This window comes from Pseudoalteromonas holothuriae (assembly GCF_945859825.1).
Lineage (GTDB): Bacteria > Pseudomonadota > Gammaproteobacteria > Enterobacterales > Alteromonadaceae > Pseudoalteromonas > Pseudoalteromonas holothuriae.
On record NZ_CAMAPC010000002.1, the window covers coordinates 492,947 to 510,606 of the forward strand.

At 39.6% G+C, this 17,660-nt stretch carries 16 protein-coding genes and 1 tRNA gene; 5 read left to right on the forward strand and 12 right to left on the reverse strand.

Going from position 1 to position 17,660, the window contains the following annotated elements; genetic code table 11:
• Positions 1 to 101: 101 nt before the first annotated feature.
• From OCI93_RS04490 to OCI93_RS04510, 5 genes are all read right to left on the reverse strand, one after another.
• A complete protein-coding gene (locus OCI93_RS04490; RefSeq protein WP_261625850.1) occupies positions 102 to 1,664 on the reverse strand; it encodes a hypothetical protein in 1,563 nt (520 codons plus the stop codon).
• A complete protein-coding gene (locus OCI93_RS04495) occupies positions 1,657 to 3,507 on the reverse strand; it encodes a hypothetical protein (protein WP_261592866.1) in 1,851 nt (616 codons plus the stop codon). Before OCI93_RS04495 ends, OCI93_RS04490 begins: the two co-directional genes overlap by 8 nt.
• A gap of 196 nt (positions 3,508 to 3,703) precedes the next feature.
• Complete coding sequence (locus tag OCI93_RS04500) at positions 3,704 to 3,895, reverse strand: hypothetical protein (RefSeq protein WP_261592867.1); 192 nt, start codon at positions 3,893 to 3,895, stop codon at positions 3,704 to 3,706.
• A gap of 236 nt (positions 3,896 to 4,131) precedes the next feature.
• Positions 4,132 to 5,388: a Y-family DNA polymerase gene (locus OCI93_RS04505; protein WP_261592868.1), complete on the reverse strand. Its 1,257-nt coding sequence runs from the start codon at positions 5,386 to 5,388 to the stop codon at positions 4,132 to 4,134.
• Positions 5,376 to 5,789: a LexA family protein gene (locus tag OCI93_RS04510; protein WP_261592869.1), complete on the reverse strand. Its 414-nt coding sequence runs from the start codon at positions 5,787 to 5,789 to the stop codon at positions 5,376 to 5,378. Before OCI93_RS04510 ends, OCI93_RS04505 begins: the two co-directional genes overlap by 13 nt.
• A 479-nt stretch (positions 5,790 to 6,268) precedes the next feature.
• Between OCI93_RS04510 and OCI93_RS04515 the strand changes: the two genes are divergently transcribed.
• The 3 genes from OCI93_RS04515 (at position 6,269) to OCI93_RS04525 (ending at position 9,645) form a co-directional block, all read left to right on the forward strand.
• Positions 6,269 to 7,528, forward strand: coding sequence for a tyrosine-type recombinase/integrase (locus OCI93_RS04515; protein ID WP_261625851.1), 1,260 nt, complete (start codon positions 6,269 to 6,271; stop codon positions 7,526 to 7,528).
• 109 nt (positions 7,529 to 7,637) lie between these two features.
• Complete coding sequence (locus tag OCI93_RS04520) at positions 7,638 to 8,729, forward strand: AAA family ATPase (RefSeq protein WP_064386525.1); 1,092 nt, start codon at positions 7,638 to 7,640, stop codon at positions 8,727 to 8,729.
• A gap of 13 nt (positions 8,730 to 8,742) precedes the next feature.
• Entirely contained in the window at positions 8,743 to 9,645 is a 903-nt protein-coding gene (locus tag OCI93_RS04525) for a DUF4435 domain-containing protein (protein WP_261625852.1), read from the forward strand.
• Between the two features lie 217 nt (positions 9,646 to 9,862).
• Here the strand turns inward: OCI93_RS04525 and OCI93_RS04530 are convergent, their stop codons facing one another.
• A complete protein-coding gene (locus OCI93_RS04530) occupies positions 9,863 to 10,744 on the reverse strand; it encodes a site-specific integrase (RefSeq protein WP_261625853.1) in 882 nt (293 codons plus the stop codon).
• On the reverse strand, positions 10,737 to 10,958 hold the full coding sequence (locus OCI93_RS04535) for a hypothetical protein (RefSeq protein WP_261625854.1): 222 nt from the start codon (positions 10,956 to 10,958) through the stop codon (positions 10,737 to 10,739). The genes OCI93_RS04530 and OCI93_RS04535 overlap by 8 nt, the downstream gene beginning before the upstream one ends.
• Before the next feature lie 631 nt (positions 10,959 to 11,589).
• Here OCI93_RS04535 and OCI93_RS04540 point away from each other — a divergent pair.
• On the forward strand, positions 11,590 to 13,257 hold the full coding sequence (locus OCI93_RS04540) for a TIGR04141 family sporadically distributed protein (RefSeq protein ID WP_261625855.1): 1,668 nt from the start codon (positions 11,590 to 11,592) through the stop codon (positions 13,255 to 13,257).
• A gap of 97 nt (positions 13,258 to 13,354) precedes the next feature.
• Here the strand turns inward: OCI93_RS04540 and OCI93_RS04545 are convergent, their stop codons facing one another.
• The gene (locus OCI93_RS04545) at positions 13,355 to 13,606 is read right to left on the reverse strand and encodes a helix-turn-helix domain-containing protein (protein WP_261625866.1); all 252 of its coding nucleotides are present in this window, start codon (positions 13,604 to 13,606) and stop codon (positions 13,355 to 13,357) included.
• On the opposite strand from OCI93_RS04545, the gene OCI93_RS04550 reads away from it, so the two are divergent.
• Positions 13,600 to 13,986, forward strand: coding sequence for a hypothetical protein (locus OCI93_RS04550; RefSeq protein ID WP_261625856.1), 387 nt, complete (start codon positions 13,600 to 13,602; stop codon positions 13,984 to 13,986). The two genes, OCI93_RS04545 and OCI93_RS04550, sit on opposite strands and share 7 nt — an antisense overlap.
• An 80-nt stretch (positions 13,987 to 14,066) precedes the next feature.
• On the opposite strand, the gene OCI93_RS04555 is transcribed toward OCI93_RS04550, so the two are convergent.
• The 4 genes from OCI93_RS04555 to OCI93_RS04570 all read right to left on the reverse strand — a co-directional run bounded on the left by OCI93_RS04555 (position 14,067) and on the right by OCI93_RS04570 (position 17,365).
• Positions 14,067 to 14,879 (reverse strand): hypothetical protein, encoded by an 813-nt coding sequence (locus OCI93_RS04555; RefSeq protein ID WP_261625857.1) that lies wholly within the window; start codon positions 14,877 to 14,879, stop codon positions 14,067 to 14,069.
• A 33-nt stretch (positions 14,880 to 14,912) separates the two neighbouring features.
• Positions 14,913 to 15,530 (reverse strand): endonuclease, encoded by a 618-nt coding sequence (locus tag OCI93_RS04560; protein ID WP_261625858.1) that lies wholly within the window; start codon positions 15,528 to 15,530, stop codon positions 14,913 to 14,915.
• Positions 15,531 to 15,749: 219 nt separating this feature from the next.
• Positions 15,750 to 15,826 (reverse strand) — tRNA-Pro (locus OCI93_RS04565).
• A gap of 120 nt (positions 15,827 to 15,946) precedes the next feature.
• Positions 15,947 to 17,365 carry an alanine/glycine:cation symporter family protein gene (locus OCI93_RS04570; protein ID WP_261625859.1) on the reverse strand — a complete coding sequence of 473 codons (1,419 nt, stop codon included), beginning with the start codon at positions 17,363 to 17,365 and terminating at the stop codon, positions 15,947 to 15,949.
• Positions 17,366 to 17,660 lie beyond the last annotated feature (295 nt).

The following is a 17,660-nucleotide window of genomic DNA, read 5'->3' on the forward strand; positions in this document are numbered from 1 at the left end:
GGCGTTATAATTAGTAAGTAACTTTAGATATACCGAAATAAACGTTTTTAATACGTAAAATAAGAAACAAAGCCCTACTTGAATAAAATAGGGCTTATAAGTTACTTAGTTGTACTTGATGAGAATACAAATGAATAATACGACGCATAGGGCGCACTATTTGCGTTGCCTGTTGACAACATGGCTCTTGGCGCCTTACTTCCTGCTAATTTAAGTGTGTTGAAGGCCGCAATAACAGCCGTTTGAGTTTGCGAAGCCGTCGCTGCATATTTGTGGCAATCCATACAACTGTCTTTGTTTTGTACAAATGTTTCCAAAGTGGTATTGGCAACAATGCGTGTTCCATTGCTTGGGGTGATGTCTCCGGTAGTTAATGGTGGTGTTGCACCCGCTTGAATAGTGCTTGGGTTATTAGGCCACTGTACATCTATAAGGCGGTAGTAGTTAAACACAGAGTTAGCTGGTAATAGGCTCCAAGCGTAAGCATTCACACTATTAGCTGTTGAATCTACAGGAGTAACTCGGTTGACCTGTACGGGGGCTGAGTAAGGTATACAGTTATCTGGGCTGTGAGCAGGGCCGCTGTCACACGGAATTTGGGGGGCCATATTAGGCGTCCAATTAGGCTTACACTGATAATATATATCTTGTTCCGGATTACAATCAGGGTTAAACAAAGTATAAGATGGGCGTGGCTTGCGATTTGGATTACTAGGCAAATTAACCGTATGTTTACCCGCATCTGGCGTGTTATCAACCTGTTCAAACGTTGTCCAAAGCATTTGAGGTGCACCAGGTAAGTGCCTAATAATATGTAGCCCAATAAGACCGACGGTGACAGGGTTGCTTTGCTTTGTGGCATTTGTGTCAGCACCTGGCTTAAGTAGTACAGCCTGAGCGGTTAAATAGCGATAATTCAGAGAACCATCTTCGGGTAATTTGATCCAAGCTGCTTTGATCTCCATCGCGCCAACATTACCGCCAAATATCTTAGGCTTACCATCACAGGTCTTATCATTGTTATAACCCGAAGGTAGGCGAAACCCGCCAGTTCCTTGCGCACATGCGCTCTGGCCCGCCGCCCACGTTAAGTTTTTACCTGTTGGATTAGCGTTGTAAATATAATCTACTTCATCGGGGTTTAAACGAATATCATAATACACGAGGTTACCGCGTTGATCAGTTAACCACTCGCCCGTTGCTTGACCTATTGAGCTTAAATCAATAGCCCCCGTTTTTGATACTTGATGTAGAATTAGCGGACGTTTTTCATCGGTCTTTTTTGCTAAGGTATTAGCTTGTGTATCGTTAAAAACTTCTGTTGATTGCAGGTAACTTTCCCAAACGGTTAAGTCACTCGTGGTGGGATTACCAAATGAACTGGATGGCGAGCTTGAGTTTGGATAACCAGGGTTTTTAGGGTCTGCAGGCCAATTTGCGTAAATAAACTGCTGCCACGCTGTACAGTCAGCGTTAGTTTGATTGCGAGAATTAAAATTACTTGGTAGTTGTGGATTTAGTGAAACTGGATTTGTACCAAAGGCTGTGCATGGATTAGCAACGGGGTCAGCCATGGCTATTTGCACATTTAGACCTAGAGTGGCGAGTAGGGCCCATAACATGAGAATAAAGGCCCTTGCGGGCCTGACGTGTCGGTTACGCATTACCAGACTCCTTGGTTTTTGGCTGTACAAATAGCAAGGACGCCATGGTTTGTGGTTGCGCACCAGTATAACTCACTTCTATTGCTCTTAAACCTGCCACCGCTGATTTATCAGTAGTCACAGTCAGTGAAAGCGAAGTATATGTACCTGGTCCAGAGTTGCCTGGAACGGCGTAGGTTACCGTATTTTTATCTGTTACGCTGACAGTGACTTTAGGGTCATTACTACCATCTGTTGAGCCAGTTAGCACCTTGACTATTGGTTGAACACCAGCGGGAAGTTTATTGACTGTGAGTGCTATATCGGCGGTACTACCTGCAGTTGCGACCGCAGGTACGATAACGCTGTTGCTCGCTAATGATAGCTCTGAGCCCGCTGGGTTGGTTTCATTTACAGCATAATAAGCATCCCACACATGTTGCTGCATTGCTTGCAATGGTGCACCGGCTGCAGATGGGCCGGCACAAGGAACCTGAGGAGGCGCTTTGCTAGCACTTAAAGGCCTTGCAAATAAACCGATGTCTATTTGTTCAGTGATTTGTGATCCCCATTGAATTGGTGCACCATTAATCTCAATATCCGCAAGCGTCAATGTTGGGTCCATTGCTAACCATGCTGATGGAATTTGGCAAATAGCATGCAAGATTAAATTCCCTGGAAATGCAGAGTTTGTAACAGGGTCGTTGACTTGCGTACTCCCCCTGATTATTTGCCAAATATCAGAAGCTTTTGCATCAGCAGGGACATTTATCCCTTTCTTTACTCTGCTTGAGAATGTCCATGAATCTAAGCTTTGTGGCTGTTGAATATATAAGCCAAATGGATTGGCTAGGTTAACCTTAAAATATTGGTTCTCAATGAATTGCCCACCTACTATTTGGTTAACTGTTTGGCCGATATGCGGATCGCTATGGCGATATGCTTGACCGAACTGACCGCAACAAAGCAGTTTTTGTTGACTTTCATTTCCACTTTCATATTGCGGTGTTGAGAAGCCAGCCAAACCTATTTCCGTTTGAAGTGTGTTTGGCGTGCTCGTTAAGTGCATTACCCCACCATTCATATTGGCACTTTGACGATTTGAAATAGGGCTGTTATTCCATTTGTTCAACGGGTTATAAACAGGGTTGCCATTTACAGGGTTAATCACTGCATGGCCGTGTTGATCTTTTAGCGTTAAGTCATCAACTGACACTGTGATTTGACTGCTTGTAGGGGCGTCAAAGTTTAGTGTGTCTTGATAAAGCTTAGCAACAGTGTCTGGGCTTACTGACCAAAGCGCATGCCAGTATTCAGGGTTTTCACAGGCAAAATCTACACGGGTGATATTACCATCATCATTTTTTTGAACGGCCCATTCACAATACTCATCTTGCCAGCCTCTAGGACCATATGGCAAAAATGGGTTTAACGTACCGCTCCAATCTGCTTCAGGGCAAAAAACGGCGGGGATATCTTGCAATGCTTGAGGTTGCCCGTTAGTTGTATAACTCCCTGTATCTGCTAACTCTCGTAACTGAGTTAACGACAAGTTGTATGGGTTTGGTGGACTTACAGGAGTTGAAGCCGAAAAATATTGTTGCAAACGCCCAGGGAAGGCATTCCAAGTTACTGGTGCAGAAGCTGTGCCAGTAGGGACTATGGTTGTAGCTGGGTTATAAAAATAAGCTTCACCACTGGGTGTTGCTTGCTCTACAAATGCATATAAATAAGTGTTCCAAATAGTGTCAAGTTGTGCCTGTTTAGCTGGGCTATTACTTAGATCTTGTATAAAAGCGGGTGTATTAAAGGTAAGGTTGGTCGAAATATCATCATTATTGTCGTGTAATTTAGTATCGGTCATTGCAAATCTCCTTATTGAGGGTGTGCTACGTTGTATTTTCAACTCTACAAAATAACTAAAGCTGAAAATTAATAAGCCTTTTACCTGCCTACTACCATAGTAGGTATTAGGCAATTTGCGTATTACACGGGGTTACAGTAATGCGACGAAGGGTTAGGAAGTGAGGTTAAAAAGGGAAGTCAGGCTTCCCATAAGCTTAGCGGCAATAGTCTACTAACAACCCTCCAAAGAAGAAGCAAGCTGACATTACTGCAAACTCAATTAAGAGTATTTTTAAATCTTGAAAAGAGCTTACTTCATAAGTGCTGCCCAGAATTTCAGTTAAAAGAAATATAGCAGCGATCATAAAAGCAAACCCAATAGCCATTGTGTACGGTTTAAAAGACATAGGTGTCTCCCTCTTATTTTAAAAATTTGAATGATTTTTACTACTATGCACATGATGTGCTTGAAGGCAGCAAGCTATAAACTAGCGCCTATCTTTTTTGAAATGCACGATGACTGCTGTCTCGTTATTATTGAGTAGAAGCCCATAACAAGCGTTATGTTGCGGCCACAATAAAATTGGTTGGCTTTCGCCGCAGAACAAAAATAGCAATAGATGGCTTTTTGGTCAACAAGGCTTTAGCATTTTATAATCGGTATATCTGACCACCGAGTAGTGTAACGCGGTGATAAAAACTCTCTGCGCATTCTCCATGACTTTGTGTGTAGTTCTGAGCCCACTTGCATGGCAGTGGAGCCGTATCTATTGTTAATTTCATCTATGCACTTCATCAGTTTAGGGTTGTCTAGGGATTGATTAAACATATCAGCTTGCTGATATACATCATCTTCAAGCTCTATTGCGCCTACACCCGCTTTATAGTATCGAACATGAGGTGAATATATCTGGCTAAATACATTTGCTACAATATTTGCAAATACAGTTAAATCATTTGATGAAACAGGCAACTCCTGAATGAATGACTTTTTAAAATAGTGCTCTTCAAAGGGGGAGCTATGAGCAAAGATAACAATACGTTTGGCGAGTGAGTTTTGTTGTCTTAGTTTTTTAGTGACAATAGAGCAGTGTGTTACAAGTGAAGCTTTCAAAGAAGAGGGATCGGTAACTCGTTCGCCAAAACTTCGAGTGCTATAAATCTCTTTTTTTCGCTGTTTTATTTCATCCCATGATAAACACTTAACGCCATTTAACTCTGAAATAGTCCGCTCTAGCACAACGCTAAATTGCTGGCGCATCCGTTTAGGGTTTTGTTTAGCTAAATCTAAAGCGGTTTCAACGCCTAATAGATTAAGGCTTTTCGCTAGTCTACGCCCTATACCCCAGACATCACCAACGGCCATCCGAGATAAGATCTGTTTGCGACTTTGCTCGCTATCTATTATAGCAACACCAGTTGCATCAGGAAATTTTTTGGCTGCGTGGTTTGCAGCTTTTGCAAGCGTAGATGTAGGGCCAAATCCAACGCCAACAGGCAGCTTTGTTCTGCGCCATACGGTTCTTCTTATCAAATGCCCATAGTCATACCAGCTATCGACAACGCCCGCATAGCCATCAAATTTTAGAAATGACTCGTCTATCGAGTATATGTAGTGCTGATCACTATACTGATTGATTACACTCATCATCTTGTCTGAGAGATCAGCATATAGCTCATAGTTAGAGGAGCGAATAACAACACCGTATTTCTCTAATTCACCTTTGAGTTTAAAATAAGGTTGAAACTTAGGGATGCCAAGTGCTTTTGCTTCTGCAGATACAGCTACAATACATCCATCGTTGTTAGAAAGCACGACAACGGGCTTTTTCCGAATACTTGGGTCAAACACTTTTTCTGCTGAGGCATAAAATGATGTGGCATCTACTAACGCATACATTTTATGAGCCCCAAATTGTTTCGATGCATCCGTACTGAGCCTATGACAACGCCTTCAAGTTGAAAATTATCGCAGTCACTGATATTTACAGGTGAATATATGGGAGAAGCAGATCTTAAGGTTCGGTGTTGAATGTCCAAGAGCTTGCAAACAAATTCATTGTTATAGTTTGCAACTATCACATCATTTTGCTGCGGAGTAACAGCCCTATCTACGATGAGTAAGTCGCCCTCAAATATACCCACACCTTGCATTGAATCGCCAGAAGCTAAACCAATGAACGTAGCATTCGGGTGTTGAACTAACAACTGATCTAATGACAGTCCCAGTTCTCGATACTCGGCTGCAGGAGACTCAAACCCTGTGATACCTGCCTGTGCTTTAATGGGGATTATTTTCATACTGCACCTATACTGTTTATTTATACAGTATATATGGCATTAAGAAGATCAGACAAGAAATTTCAATAGACAATTATACAAGTGTGAGAAACGTTGGGAGGAGAAACACGGTTTAAGACTCAGACGTTGAAAGCTGCGAAGCCACTATATAGTGATACTTTCCTGGTACGGGATACAAAATAAAGAAGTAGAAAAATGATATTACTTATTGAATAAGGTGAGGAAAAGCTGGTCGGTATGGCAGGATTTGAACCTGCGACCCCTGACACCCCATAAAAATTACCTGTGTCCTTTAGTGTACAAAAGTGGCTTAACGTGTCCTATCGTGAAGTATTCAAAGTTATTGTAACTCATTGCTATTGAAAGGATTGTGCTTTTAAATTATACCTAGTGAATGAACGTGAAGTTTAGTGAACTAAAATCAGCTCGTGCGATAAATGTGCGACAAAAATTTTGAGTTAACTCTAGGTGTGCGAAAAATGGCGTCAATTAAAGTAAAATTAACTGAATCAATACTCAAAAATATTCCCTTGGAAATTACCAAAATCAATGACACTGAGATCTCCGGTTTTTATCTCAATGTTGGAAGACCAAATAAGGAGAGTAAACGCTCACAAGTATATTATCTGTATTACCGCCTTGGAGGTCGAGGTTCAAGAGAAAGAAGATTAGCCTTAGGCAGCTCATCGGTAATAACAGTGAGTGAGGCCAGGCAGCTTGCTAAGCAATATATTGGTGATGTGTCGCGTGGTATTGATGTTTTTTTACAAAATAAGAAAGCAGCGCAGATTGAAAAGCAAGAAAGCGCTTCACCGACAATTGCTGTGCTTGCGAATGAGTTTATTGAAAGAGATATTAAAGCTAATCGTAAAGATGTAGACCCTGTTATTAGAATGTTTGAAAAAGACATTTTGCCCTTTATTGGTAATTACAAACTTAAAGAAATAACCCGCCGTGAAATTTTTGAAAAGGTGCTTGATCCAATAACTGATAGAGGTGCTAAAACGCAGGCGAATAAAACACTATCCATTCTAAAGCAAATGTTTAATTTTGGTGTTGAGCGAGATTTAATCCAAGGTAATCCCATCAGCACAGTGAAAAAGAAAAGCGTGGGGGGCCTAGAAAAGTCGCGAACCAGAGCGCTCGAATTTGAAGAAGTGATTCAAGTATTTGACCGACTACCAAAGCTAGGTATAAGCCAACAAGTTATATACGCATTGAAGTGTATTACTTTAACTGGTTGTCGACCAATAGAGGTCACAGGCGCACAGTGGCAAGAGTTTGATTTTGATAAAATGATATGGACAATCCCAGCCGAGCGCGTTAAGCAAAATAAAAATGGCGAACGAACTCATAAAGTGCCGATTACTCAAAATATGATTATTTTGCTTGATGAGTTACGCGCAGCATTTGGCTATCTTAACTCTAAATTTGTATTCCCGAGTACAGCAACTAATAAATCAGGCCCAGGTGAGCAGCCTGTAGATAGACATTCATTATCGCGCTCTATCAGCCGTAAACAAGAGCAATTGGGAGTTCCAAAGTTTGTACCGCATGATTTACGAAGGACAGTCGCTACTCGTTTAGGTGATGCTGATATTGCAGCTGATCCCATAGTGATTGAGAAAATTTTGAACCATCAACTACAAGGAGTGCAGGGGGTTTATAACATGCAGGAGTATATGGAAAAGCGCCGAGAAGCTTTAGGAAATTGGAGTAATAAAATAAAAGTTATATGAAATTAATGGTTCATTTCGGGAATGTTCCAGCTATCGTTGTATTAACACCTTTTTACACGTAAACTTTACGCCATTGCGGTGTTTTTTTTTGAGATTAACGATATTTTTCATGAATAAATTAAAAGAGTTAGAAATCCTGAACTTATGGAACTCAAGTAAAGTTTCCTTAGAGTTTAAACCAGATGTTACATTGTTAACTGGTATTAATGGCTCAGGAAAAAGCACTATATTAAATATTATCTTTGATAGCCTTACATCACATAATGAAGTGACTAGAAATACATCAAAAAATAGATTTTGGAGTACAAAATCTACCTTCGAGAACGATATAGAGTACTACTCTGCGATTTTCCCAAATGTATCTCAGAATCAAAAAGTTGAGCAGGGCTTAATTAACCTTCTACCTAATGCAAATTATCATAACCTAAAAAATGTAAAGGAATTTGAGAAAATTTGCTGTAATGACAAAGAAATTGCAGCAAGAAAGAATATTACTTACTCGGATGACTCTAAGCGCTCTAGAGTCGCTTCAGTCCATAGTGTTTTTCTTAAAGGTAAAGAAATATCAGGTGATTTTGAAGTAATTGATAAACTCGTACCCGATTGTTTCCTTTATCAAGAGGATCGATCTTCTCTTCACAAAAAACAAGAAAATTTAGAGCCATATGTCAGTTCTTTTAACTATCACAATTATAAAAATAGTATTGATGATAGGCTAATTTACATTAGAAGCTCTTTACAAAATTACGAATCCCAAATAACTAAAAAAGCAAGTGAGTTCATAAAGAACAGTGATGATGCACACAAAATCGTCCGATTTATGAAAGATAGCACTGCTGGAATTGATTCAGTCTTCGAGTTGTTGAATAAGTATTTCCTTCAAACAAACAAAAGAATTACCAAAGATGAAGAGAATATGATTACAGCACAAAATATTGATACTAAAGAAGTAATACCCTGGTATCTTTTGTCTAGAGGCGAAAAAACAATAATCTACCTTTTTCTGGTTGCGCTGATTTATAAAGATTCAATCTTTCTATTAGATGAGCCTGAAATTAGTTTGCATGTAAAGTGGCAAAAGTCTTTGGTATCAGATCTAATGTCAATTGCACCCAAATCTCAGTTTATAATCGCAACTCACTCTCCAGACCTTATAGGTGGTCGCTGGCTGCCGAACTGTTTAAAAATAAATCACAGTTAAAGAAGTAAAGCACATGATAGTAGAGCAGGGAATTCCCTCCATGCCGAATGATGGCGATAGAGTAAAAGCTAAGTCTTTTTTATTTGGTGAAGAAATTTTAGAATTATATGTCGAGTCTCAGCTTGATGTTAGATTTTGGCGTTTTTTATTCAAAGAAGCTGGTTTCGATAAACTTGAAATTAAGCCAGCTAGAGCTGCTCGAGGAAGTAATGGAAAAAGCGAAATTCAGAAGTGCATCTCTGATAATATCATAAAGCCTTGTTACAATATCTTGGTAGCAATTGACAGTGACTATGACTTTCTAAAAGACGAAAAAGCCCAGTTTTATTTGAATGAATTTGTATTTCAAACTTATGTTTATTCAATCGAAAGCTTTTACTTTTTTCCCGAAGGTTTGTATGAGATATGCTTGGATTGTACAAACACTTGTAATAACGACAAGAACAATTTAGATATCGATAGTTTATTTTTACGGTGGTCGCAAGCGTATTATTCGGTGTTTATCAAATACATCAAAGAGAATTGTAAAGAATCTAAGGAGCTACTCTATAATTCTCTAAAAAACTTAGATGTATACGACTTGAAAGGTTTTGAGGAAGTAGAGCAACAACCGCTTTATGAGGAACTACATGATAAAGGGTTGAATATTAACAACTTATGCCTTTTTGTGAATGGCCATTTACTCGAAGAAGTAGTTTTGAGAGAAACTAAGAAAGTTACATACAAACTGTTAGAAAGGGAAAAAAACAATATTTTAGCCAAAACCGATCAATCTGCTAAAGATATCAACGCTCAAATATATAAATCTACGTCAGATATTTTGGCAACATTTAGAGCAAGAAATCTTGAACAGCATCCATTTATTGAAAGAATAAAACAAGATCTCTTAGATTTCAGGCAAAAATACTACACATAAAATGTATTAACTTAATAATAGAACTTTAATTTAATATATAGCTTGGCATTAGTCACAAATCGGGGTGGATTTTATCTTAACTTCACATGCATGACTCTCAATTGCCAATGTTGTATATCTGATTTAGCTGTACAGCCAGTACTTTGGACTTGGTTTTGATACAGAGCTCTTAAATATATTTTAGTTAATGTAAAAAGCTATGTAACTTAAAGTAGCTTCATCTTAAATAAACTTCAGTTATTTCAGGTCTAAAATGCCCCATCTCCTGTGAAACGGTCTCTAAGGCGGTTTTATATTTAAAGCCTAATGCATTAAGTTCAATCATTCTTTCTTGAGCATAGCTATGCCTAAGGCCGTGTGCGCCAGTTGAAAAGAGTAGGGTGCGGTTAGAGGCTTTAGAAAAAGAATCAGACCATTTTTTGCCACCACCAATATCATAATGCTGCAAATAATTAATTTCTCTATCGGTGACTGTGATAGGTTGCTTGAGCTTTTTAGCTTCTAATTGCTCAACAAGGTAGTTTGGTATTAACACATGTCGTATCAAGCCGCCTTTACCTGCTACAGTGTATAGCTCACCACTTCGGCCCTGCCATTTCGAATCTAGGGCTGGGCGGTTATTTGGTGGTCTTTCACTGGCTTTAGAAAGTGTTAATAGTTCATGGGCTCTCAAGCCTGCGGCGTAAGCAAGTTGTGTTGCTAGTTCGTGTTTAAAAGTTTGTCGTTGAGAGATGGCGTGAGCTTGTTCAGGTGTGTATGCACGTGAGCGTTTTATTTCTTCTAATAATGACTTCACGCGGTAAAGGGTCTGTTTTGGTTGTAATTTGCCATTTAAGTGCATCATAGCTTGTATTGCTTGGCGTTCCATATCTAAGGCTTTTTGGCCGACGATTTCAGCTCTGTAATCGAGATACATGCGTGCTTGCTCTATACTCATAGCCTGAATGCCATTAATGCCGATGTCTTTGGACCAGCTGGCAACCGTCTTAAGTGACTGCATATAGTTTCTGGCAGTACCTAAAGACTTTATACGCTTTGTTTTAGTGAGTCCTTTGATAACGTTTTTAGCTTGTGTGCTGGCTTTGGCAAATTTAGGCATTTTTATCGAGCCACCGCTTAACGGTCGTCCACTGTACAACGATACATCTCATGGCAAGCCAGCGTTGTAACTCAGCTTTAGTTGCACCCGCGTCATATAGTTTACAAAGTTGAGTGCGATACTTATCAAGCTTGGATGATTTATGTCGTTTACGGGCACGTAATTTAGTTTGCGCTTTTAATAAAGCGACTTCATTATTTGGGTTAAAAGTCATGCGTGTTCCTTGGTTGTAAGATTAACTGGCAACACAGTTGCTCAGCGGCACTAAAGCCTATTCGCCCCAGTTAAGCGCAACAGCGCAAGGCTCGGACTGATCTCGCCTAAAAATAACCTCAGATACGTGGAAGCGGCAGCAACTAAGCGCCGAATTTGAAAAGCGCCATAAATGTGGCGCGGCATGACATAAATATTAAAACCGTGAGGGTTCTCACTATGTGTTGTCGGCAGCTGAGCAGCGCCGTTTTTCTTCAATGCCCAAAGGGCTAATTCAAGCTTAGGTTAGCGTTAAATAAGGTCGCTTTCAATCTGCAAATAAAAATCTGCGTATTAGATCAGAAAAGCCAAGCCCCCCGCTATGAAGCGAGCGATTTATCGCTTCGACATAGCGGGGGGCGTAGCCCCTTTTAAAAGAGGAGGAAATTGCTCATGATGCCTCGATTAAAAGGGCTTGGTTCGTATATTTGCTGTATTCATAATTATGAAATACGCTTAATTGAAGTAAGGATGATTTATAAGCTTTTATAACCTAGTTTGTTTTGCTATTGATTTTAAATTTGCAATTATAAGTAGGGTAAGCAGTCGAGCAAACAGCATCCTAATTTACAGACCGAAAAAGGGTATGCTCGATGAAAAGAAATGTTGTAGCTTTCTTAGGAAAGGAAAACTTATCAATAGATGAGCTTTTAGATAACACCAAGGCCCATAGAAAGTATTATCTTGACCCATCAGAACAATCGAACAATGTTTTATGTTTGGCGGATCATAAGAGCCCAGCTGAATGGTCTGCGTTGTTTTCAAGCTTTAAAGTAGATGAAAAAGAATTCCAACAGAGAACCGTTAAGGGCGTATACTTTTTTAAAGTAGAAGACCGCTATGTGATTTATACGTTTGGCTATGGTAGATGCCTAGTGAACAAATCTTCTATTGAGAGAGGGTTTGGGTTAAGGGTTTCAATGAACCTTGGTGATCCAGAGCAACTAAAGTCGATTGATAAAGCCACTTTAGAGCGTGTGGCCAGAAACACTCGTTCCCAAGTACTAAAAAAGTCCAGTATTCAAGACTTCCATTTTGAGTTTGATCACGAAATACTCAAGTCTTTAACGGCAATCGTAGACAATGGCAATGATTGTTTAGAAATGGTTTCTGGAAATGACTCTGTCTCTTTATATACTGAAATCGAATTTGAAAAATTCGCATGTATATCTGAAAGAATAATGGATGCTTATTTAAGCGAGAGTTACAAAGAACGATACCCTTGGGCTGAATTTATAGGTATTGAATCAGACCCAACCGTTATAGAAAAGCTAGAAGCAAAGTTGCTACAAAGGTTGAATGAAATACTAGATTCAAAAGAAAGTGATCCTTGGGATGTTTGGCTAGCTCCACCAGAAATTATTGATTATGCAAACTTTGCAGGTTTTGTATACCCTGCCGAAAAGAAAAAGGGACATTCATCCGGCTCCCACCCAGAGATGAATTTAAGACAGTTCCTACTTGAAGCTAATTTTCAAAAGAAAAAGGGAATAACCATCAACGCATTGAAGTCAAAGTATATTTTCTTAGTCAATGGCGCGTATCAGATACTTGATAAGTACCGTGCCTATGATGCGTTAAATGGTGAATTTAGCTTGAATGAAGTCAAGTATGTGTTAAATGACGGCCGTTGGTATCATGTAAAAACTAGCTTTGCTCAAGAGGTTGAATCTTATTTTGATAAGCTTCCACAATGGGAAGGGCTAGAATGCAAACCTTACCATGATTTGAGGGAGTGTTGTTATTTAAGGCGAATAGCTGATGATGAAGAAATTGCATTACTTGATCAACATTGGGTTAGAAATAAAGAAGTCCGACAAAATTATGAATTCTGTGATTTGATGACCAAAGATAACAGATTGATCCACGTAAAACATTATGGGGGGAGTAACGTAATTAGTCACTTGTTAGCGCAAGCCTCGAATGGTGTGGAGATGCTACTCAATAGTCCAGAGATAGTTCCTCAAGTACAAGAGCACTTGCAAAATACGACTATTAACTTTAATTTTGATAGTACTAGACCCCGTCAGCAGACAATAGTCCTCGCGATAATCCAAGCGCGAAAAGGAAAGTTACATTTGCCATTTTTTTCAAAAGTAAACCTCAGGCATCATGCTCGGAATATCCAGAATAAAGGCTTTACAGTTGAGTTGGCTAAAATACCTGTAAACCAGTTGAAAACAGCTCAGGTAAAAGATAGTGGTGTTAAATGCAAATGTCAGCCGAGAACAGCGGAATGCACGAAGGAGTTAACAGGATAGGGGTTGCTACTTCCTTATCTGAATGAGCTTTGAGATACTACGGACAGCATTGTTAAAGCAAGTTTTTTCATCAGATGACAGCATCAATTTTAGTAGGCTATAAATTATCACGGTACTGGGTTATTTGTACCGCAAGTTCATCCTCTTCACAAAACAAAAAGGCAGTTGGTACGTCTAAAACTTTAGCGAGTGCTTTGACTGTTTTAAAATCAGGCGCATGAACCCCTTTTTCATACTGGTTCATTCTTGCAGAGGCTGAGAATTCGTCCATTCTCGCCAAAATACCTAACTGTTTTTGAGATAAACCTTTCCTCTTTCGAGCTTCTTTTGAAAAGCATGAATATGACAGGTAGAGAGAGAAGGTTACTGGATAGGGAAGATCTTAATAAACTATATAAATTAACAAATCCAAAGTTACATGAAAAACCGACACTGCAATTTGTTATGAATAGCAATGGTCATTCTTGGAAAGTCATAGATAGTCATATACTTAGAGGGTATAGAGCTTGCAAAGGAAGCTTAGAGGCGAAAGTACAAATGTATGAAGCAAGAGGAATTTGGCCCCAAAATTGTCAAATCGGAATCGGTATCTTTCGATCAGATGAATTGGTTGATGTGCTCATAGCTAAAGACCTAGGAACCAAGCCTATTAAACAAAGTAGGCAAACTCTAGCGTTAGATGATGCACTAGAAGCTCTGGGACGAACCAGGCAGGAGCTTTTAGGCTGAGCTAAAATGACTTGGCAACAATAGTACAAGGGGGAACTTAGAGTGTGGCACTATACATATTTATTGAGCGCTTGACCGCCTCAAGAAACAGGCGCTTTCCGATCGATTGCATCCAGCTCTTCTTTTGCAATAGCCATAAGTTCAGATGTGAATTCATTAAAATACTCATCAACATTTTGATAATACTCTAAGTTTAAATCTTCCTCTTTAATTGATAAAAGTTTTTTACTACGATGCTTGTCGATAATACTGCAGTGCTTAGCGACCAGCATAATATTTTGTTCTATTTCTTCCATTATATTTTGCTTTATCTCTAGCGTGGAATCACTTGCGGCTTTATTAATAAGGTTTGAAATTCTCTCAGGTAGCGGTCCAGTAAGCTTGCCTGGGAAGCCATCTAAAAGCTCTTTATGAAATTCAGGTAGATTTTTAATTAGATCTATGCGAGTTTGAGCGCTAGCTAAATGTTTCTGAATTCCCTTTAGTTTAAATGCTAGGACAGGGGATTTTTGTGCTAGTTCCTTCAATGATTCTTCATATGGCTCTATCATTCTTTCTAAAACGCCATCCACTGATGCTTTTTTGATGCCTGTGTTAGCTGACTCTAATTTTGATTTCATTAAAGGTTCTATTAATCTGATTTCTTCATCAATTTTAAATGGTTGCATATGTTTATGAAATCTATCAAATGACTCATCTGCCTCAGTTATCGGGCACGAAAGCTCTTGCTTCACAACATAACGAATTTCAAAGAGCATATACAGTACGACTCTAGCACTGCGTTTACTGTCTAATACTGAGCGATAGAAGTATCCTGCAGCACTAAGCACAGAAGCCAAAAGGAGCCCAAATATGCCTATTAGGGCAGCAGTAATTTTTGCATCTAATTCCATGTTCCATTCCTTTTAATAATGCTAGTAGAGTACTTACTTACATTCTTTTTGAACGAAAGAGTTACCCCAGCCTTGTTTCTCAGCCTTTTTTGACTGAATCAAGCACTCTGCTTCATCAACAGGGTCTAACTTATCCCACGCTGAATAAAGTTTATGTTGTTGCTTACTAATCTTAAGCCCATATTGCTTTTCAAAATAAAAGTAGGTCCTAGCTATGTTACCGCGAATTTCAGGCGCCGGTTCAAATATACGCGCTTTAAAATTTACTTCTGCATCACACCGGCCGTAAACGCGACCTTCACCTTCAATCATGCTGAATTTAAAATTAGAGCGGTCACCGTTAACTTTACCGATTGCAGGAACCAGGTTATGTAAATCACCTTCCATAGACTTAAATTTTGGTATTTTTTTACAGGTTTTACGTCCGCCGTCTTGCCAGCATTGCATTTGATGACCGAACTCCCAAGCGGGCACAACATGTTCCCATTCAATACGCTGAGCGCGTTTATTTACTTTCCCTTTTTTGGTGAGTTCGTTTCTTGCTTTGCCATTCAATGCCGCAGCCGCAGTAAAACGTAGTGGGGGAGTCTTTGTAAATGGTTTTAAGTATTTTCTTTGCTTGCCCAAAGCTTGGGCTGGGCCAAACGCCACCACCGCTCCCGCTTGCAAAAGCGTCAGATGAAAAGAGTAATATAGCTATAAAAGCTGCCTTAAATTATGGAATATATTAGCTGGAGTTACTTGTGACAATATGAGGAAAGAGGTGAAGATAAAAAATTATTTTACTACGATATTACTACAATATTACTACCACACACTTTGTGTAGATGAGTGTGACTGTTCTAAGTTATTGATTAGGTAGGGTAAAGCTGGTCGGTATGGCAGGATTTGAACCTGCGACCCCTGACACCCCATGACAGTGCGCTACCAAGCTGCGCTACATACCGACTTGGGTGTAACTATACGGATATTTTTTCGAAAGGCAATAAGTAGTTGGTTTGTTTGAACATTAAATGAGCGTACTTGCGTGTAACTGCCTGCAAAACAGGCAGCCATATGTTGAAAGGTTACTTAAACCAAATATCTTTTGGTAAAGTTTCTTTCATTTTAGAGTGTTCATTGGCATTAAATACAGGGGTGATACCTGCTTTTAATTGACGGTTGTAGTCTTTATATAGCCAGATCACAAAACCAGATAACATAAATAGGGCGATAACGTTAACGATGGCCATCATACCCATTGAAACATCCGCCATGGTCCAAATTACGCCTAACTCACCAACGGCACCAAACATTACCATACCTAATACGCATATACGGAATATAAATATGCCGTGTTTATGATTGTGCTCTAAAAACATTAGATTGGTTTCAGCATAAGAGTAGTTGGCCACAATCGAGGTAAAGGCAAAGAATAAAATAGCGATGGCTATAAAGGTCGCGCCCCATTCACCTACATGTTGAACCAATGCGGCTTGTGTTAGCGCAATGCCTGTAACACCAGACCCAGGTACAAGTTGGTTTGATAGTAAGATTAGAGCTGCGGTTGCCGAACAGATCACAATGGTATCTACAAATACACCTAACATTTGTACATAGCCTTGTGAAGCGGGGTGGTTTGGATTGGGGGTTGCCGTAGCTGCGGCATTAGCTGCACTACCCATACCAGCCTCATTTGAGAATAAACCACGTTTTATACCTTGGATCATTGCTTGCATCACCGCATATCCAATAGCCCCTGCACCTGCTTGTTCAATCCCCATTGCACTATATATGATTTGCATAAACACATCAGGAAGTAAATCGTAGTTAATCGCACACACATACAGTGCTACTAATAGATAAGCTAATGCCATAAATGGCACAACAAGTTCAGCAAAGCGAGATATGGTTTTTAAGCCACCAAATATAATAAAGGCAGAGCCAATAACTAAAATAATACCCATTACATACTTAGGAACATTAAAGGCCACTTCAAATGCAGCAGCAATAGAGTTAGCTTGTACGGCGTTAAATACCAAACCAAATGCTAAAATTAAGCAAACAGAGAACAGCACACCCATCCAGCGTTTCCCTAAGCCATACTCCATATAATAAGCAGGGCCACCGCGATAGTTACCATCTTCGTCTTTGACCTTATAAAGCTGAGCTAGGGTACTTTCTGCAAAGCTGGTTGCCATACCAATTAGAGCAATAAGCCACATCCAAAAAATAGCGCCTGCACCGCCTAGGTATAATGCCACTGCAACTCCAGCCATATTACCGGTGCCAACACGTGCGGCAAGGGAAGTACAAAATGCTTGGAATGAAGAGATCCCCTCATTGGCACCGCTACGACTATTAGCCATAACTTTTACCATATAAGGAAATTGACGAAATTGAATGAACCCTAAACGAAGGGTAAAGAATAAACCTGCTGCTATTAATAGATAGATAAGGACATGACCCCAAAGCAACCCACTAATAAAGTTTAAAACATCAGCCATAACTACAAAGCCTACTTTAAATGAACGAATATGTCAGGGCGCGTAATTTAGCACATATATATAGAAGAGTCTTTTAAAGGGTTGGCAAGGGCAAATTCGCACAGTTATGCACAGGTTTTTGTGAGCAACTTGTGTGAACCTAGTGTTTAAATGTGTATAGGTAAAAAGGGGGATAATAATCATAATTTTCTTAAAAAAAGCGCTTGCGCTTTTTATTCATCGCCCTATAATGCGACCCCACTGACACGGAGCGCTACGCACAATAAGCAAAGCAAAACGAGTCAGCGTCGAGTAA

What these genes read in the sequence shown, in the direction of transcription:
- OCI93_RS04490 (WP_261625850.1), bottom strand. Translation starts at nt 1,664, where the DNA reads ATGCGTAACCGACACGTCAGGCCCGCAAGGGCCTTTATTCTCATGTTA.
- OCI93_RS04495 (WP_261592866.1), bottom strand. Translation starts at nt 3,507, where the DNA reads ATGACCGATACTAAATTACACGACAATAATGATGATATTTCGACCAAC.
- OCI93_RS04500 (WP_261592867.1), bottom strand. Translation starts at nt 3,895, where the DNA reads ATGTCTTTTAAACCGTACACAATGGCTATTGGGTTTGCTTTTATGATC.
- OCI93_RS04505 (WP_261592868.1), bottom strand. Translation starts at nt 5,388, where the DNA reads ATGTATGCGTTAGTAGATGCCACATCATTTTATGCCTCAGCAGAAAAA.
- OCI93_RS04510 (WP_261592869.1), bottom strand. Translation starts at nt 5,789, where the DNA reads ATGAAAATAATCCCCATTAAAGCACAGGCAGGTATCACAGGGTTTGAG.
- OCI93_RS04515 (WP_261625851.1), top strand. Translation starts at nt 6,269, where the DNA reads ATGGCGTCAATTAAAGTAAAATTAACTGAATCAATACTCAAAAATATT.
- OCI93_RS04520 (WP_064386525.1), top strand. Translation starts at nt 7,638, where the DNA reads ATGAATAAATTAAAAGAGTTAGAAATCCTGAACTTATGGAACTCAAGT.
- OCI93_RS04525 (WP_261625852.1), top strand. Translation starts at nt 8,743, where the DNA reads ATGATAGTAGAGCAGGGAATTCCCTCCATGCCGAATGATGGCGATAGA.
- OCI93_RS04530 (WP_261625853.1), bottom strand. Translation starts at nt 10,744, where the DNA reads ATGCCTAAATTTGCCAAAGCCAGCACACAAGCTAAAAACGTTATCAAA.
- OCI93_RS04535 (WP_261625854.1), bottom strand. Translation starts at nt 10,958, where the DNA reads ATGACTTTTAACCCAAATAATGAAGTCGCTTTATTAAAAGCGCAAACT.
- OCI93_RS04540 (WP_261625855.1), top strand. Translation starts at nt 11,590, where the DNA reads ATGAAAAGAAATGTTGTAGCTTTCTTAGGAAAGGAAAACTTATCAATA.
- OCI93_RS04550 (WP_261625856.1), top strand. Translation starts at nt 13,600, where the DNA reads ATGACAGGTAGAGAGAGAAGGTTACTGGATAGGGAAGATCTTAATAAA.
- OCI93_RS04555 (WP_261625857.1), bottom strand. Translation starts at nt 14,879, where the DNA reads ATGGAATTAGATGCAAAAATTACTGCTGCCCTAATAGGCATATTTGGG.
- OCI93_RS04570 (WP_261625859.1), bottom strand. Translation starts at nt 17,365, where the DNA reads ATGGCTGATGTTTTAAACTTTATTAGTGGGTTGCTTTGGGGTCATGTC.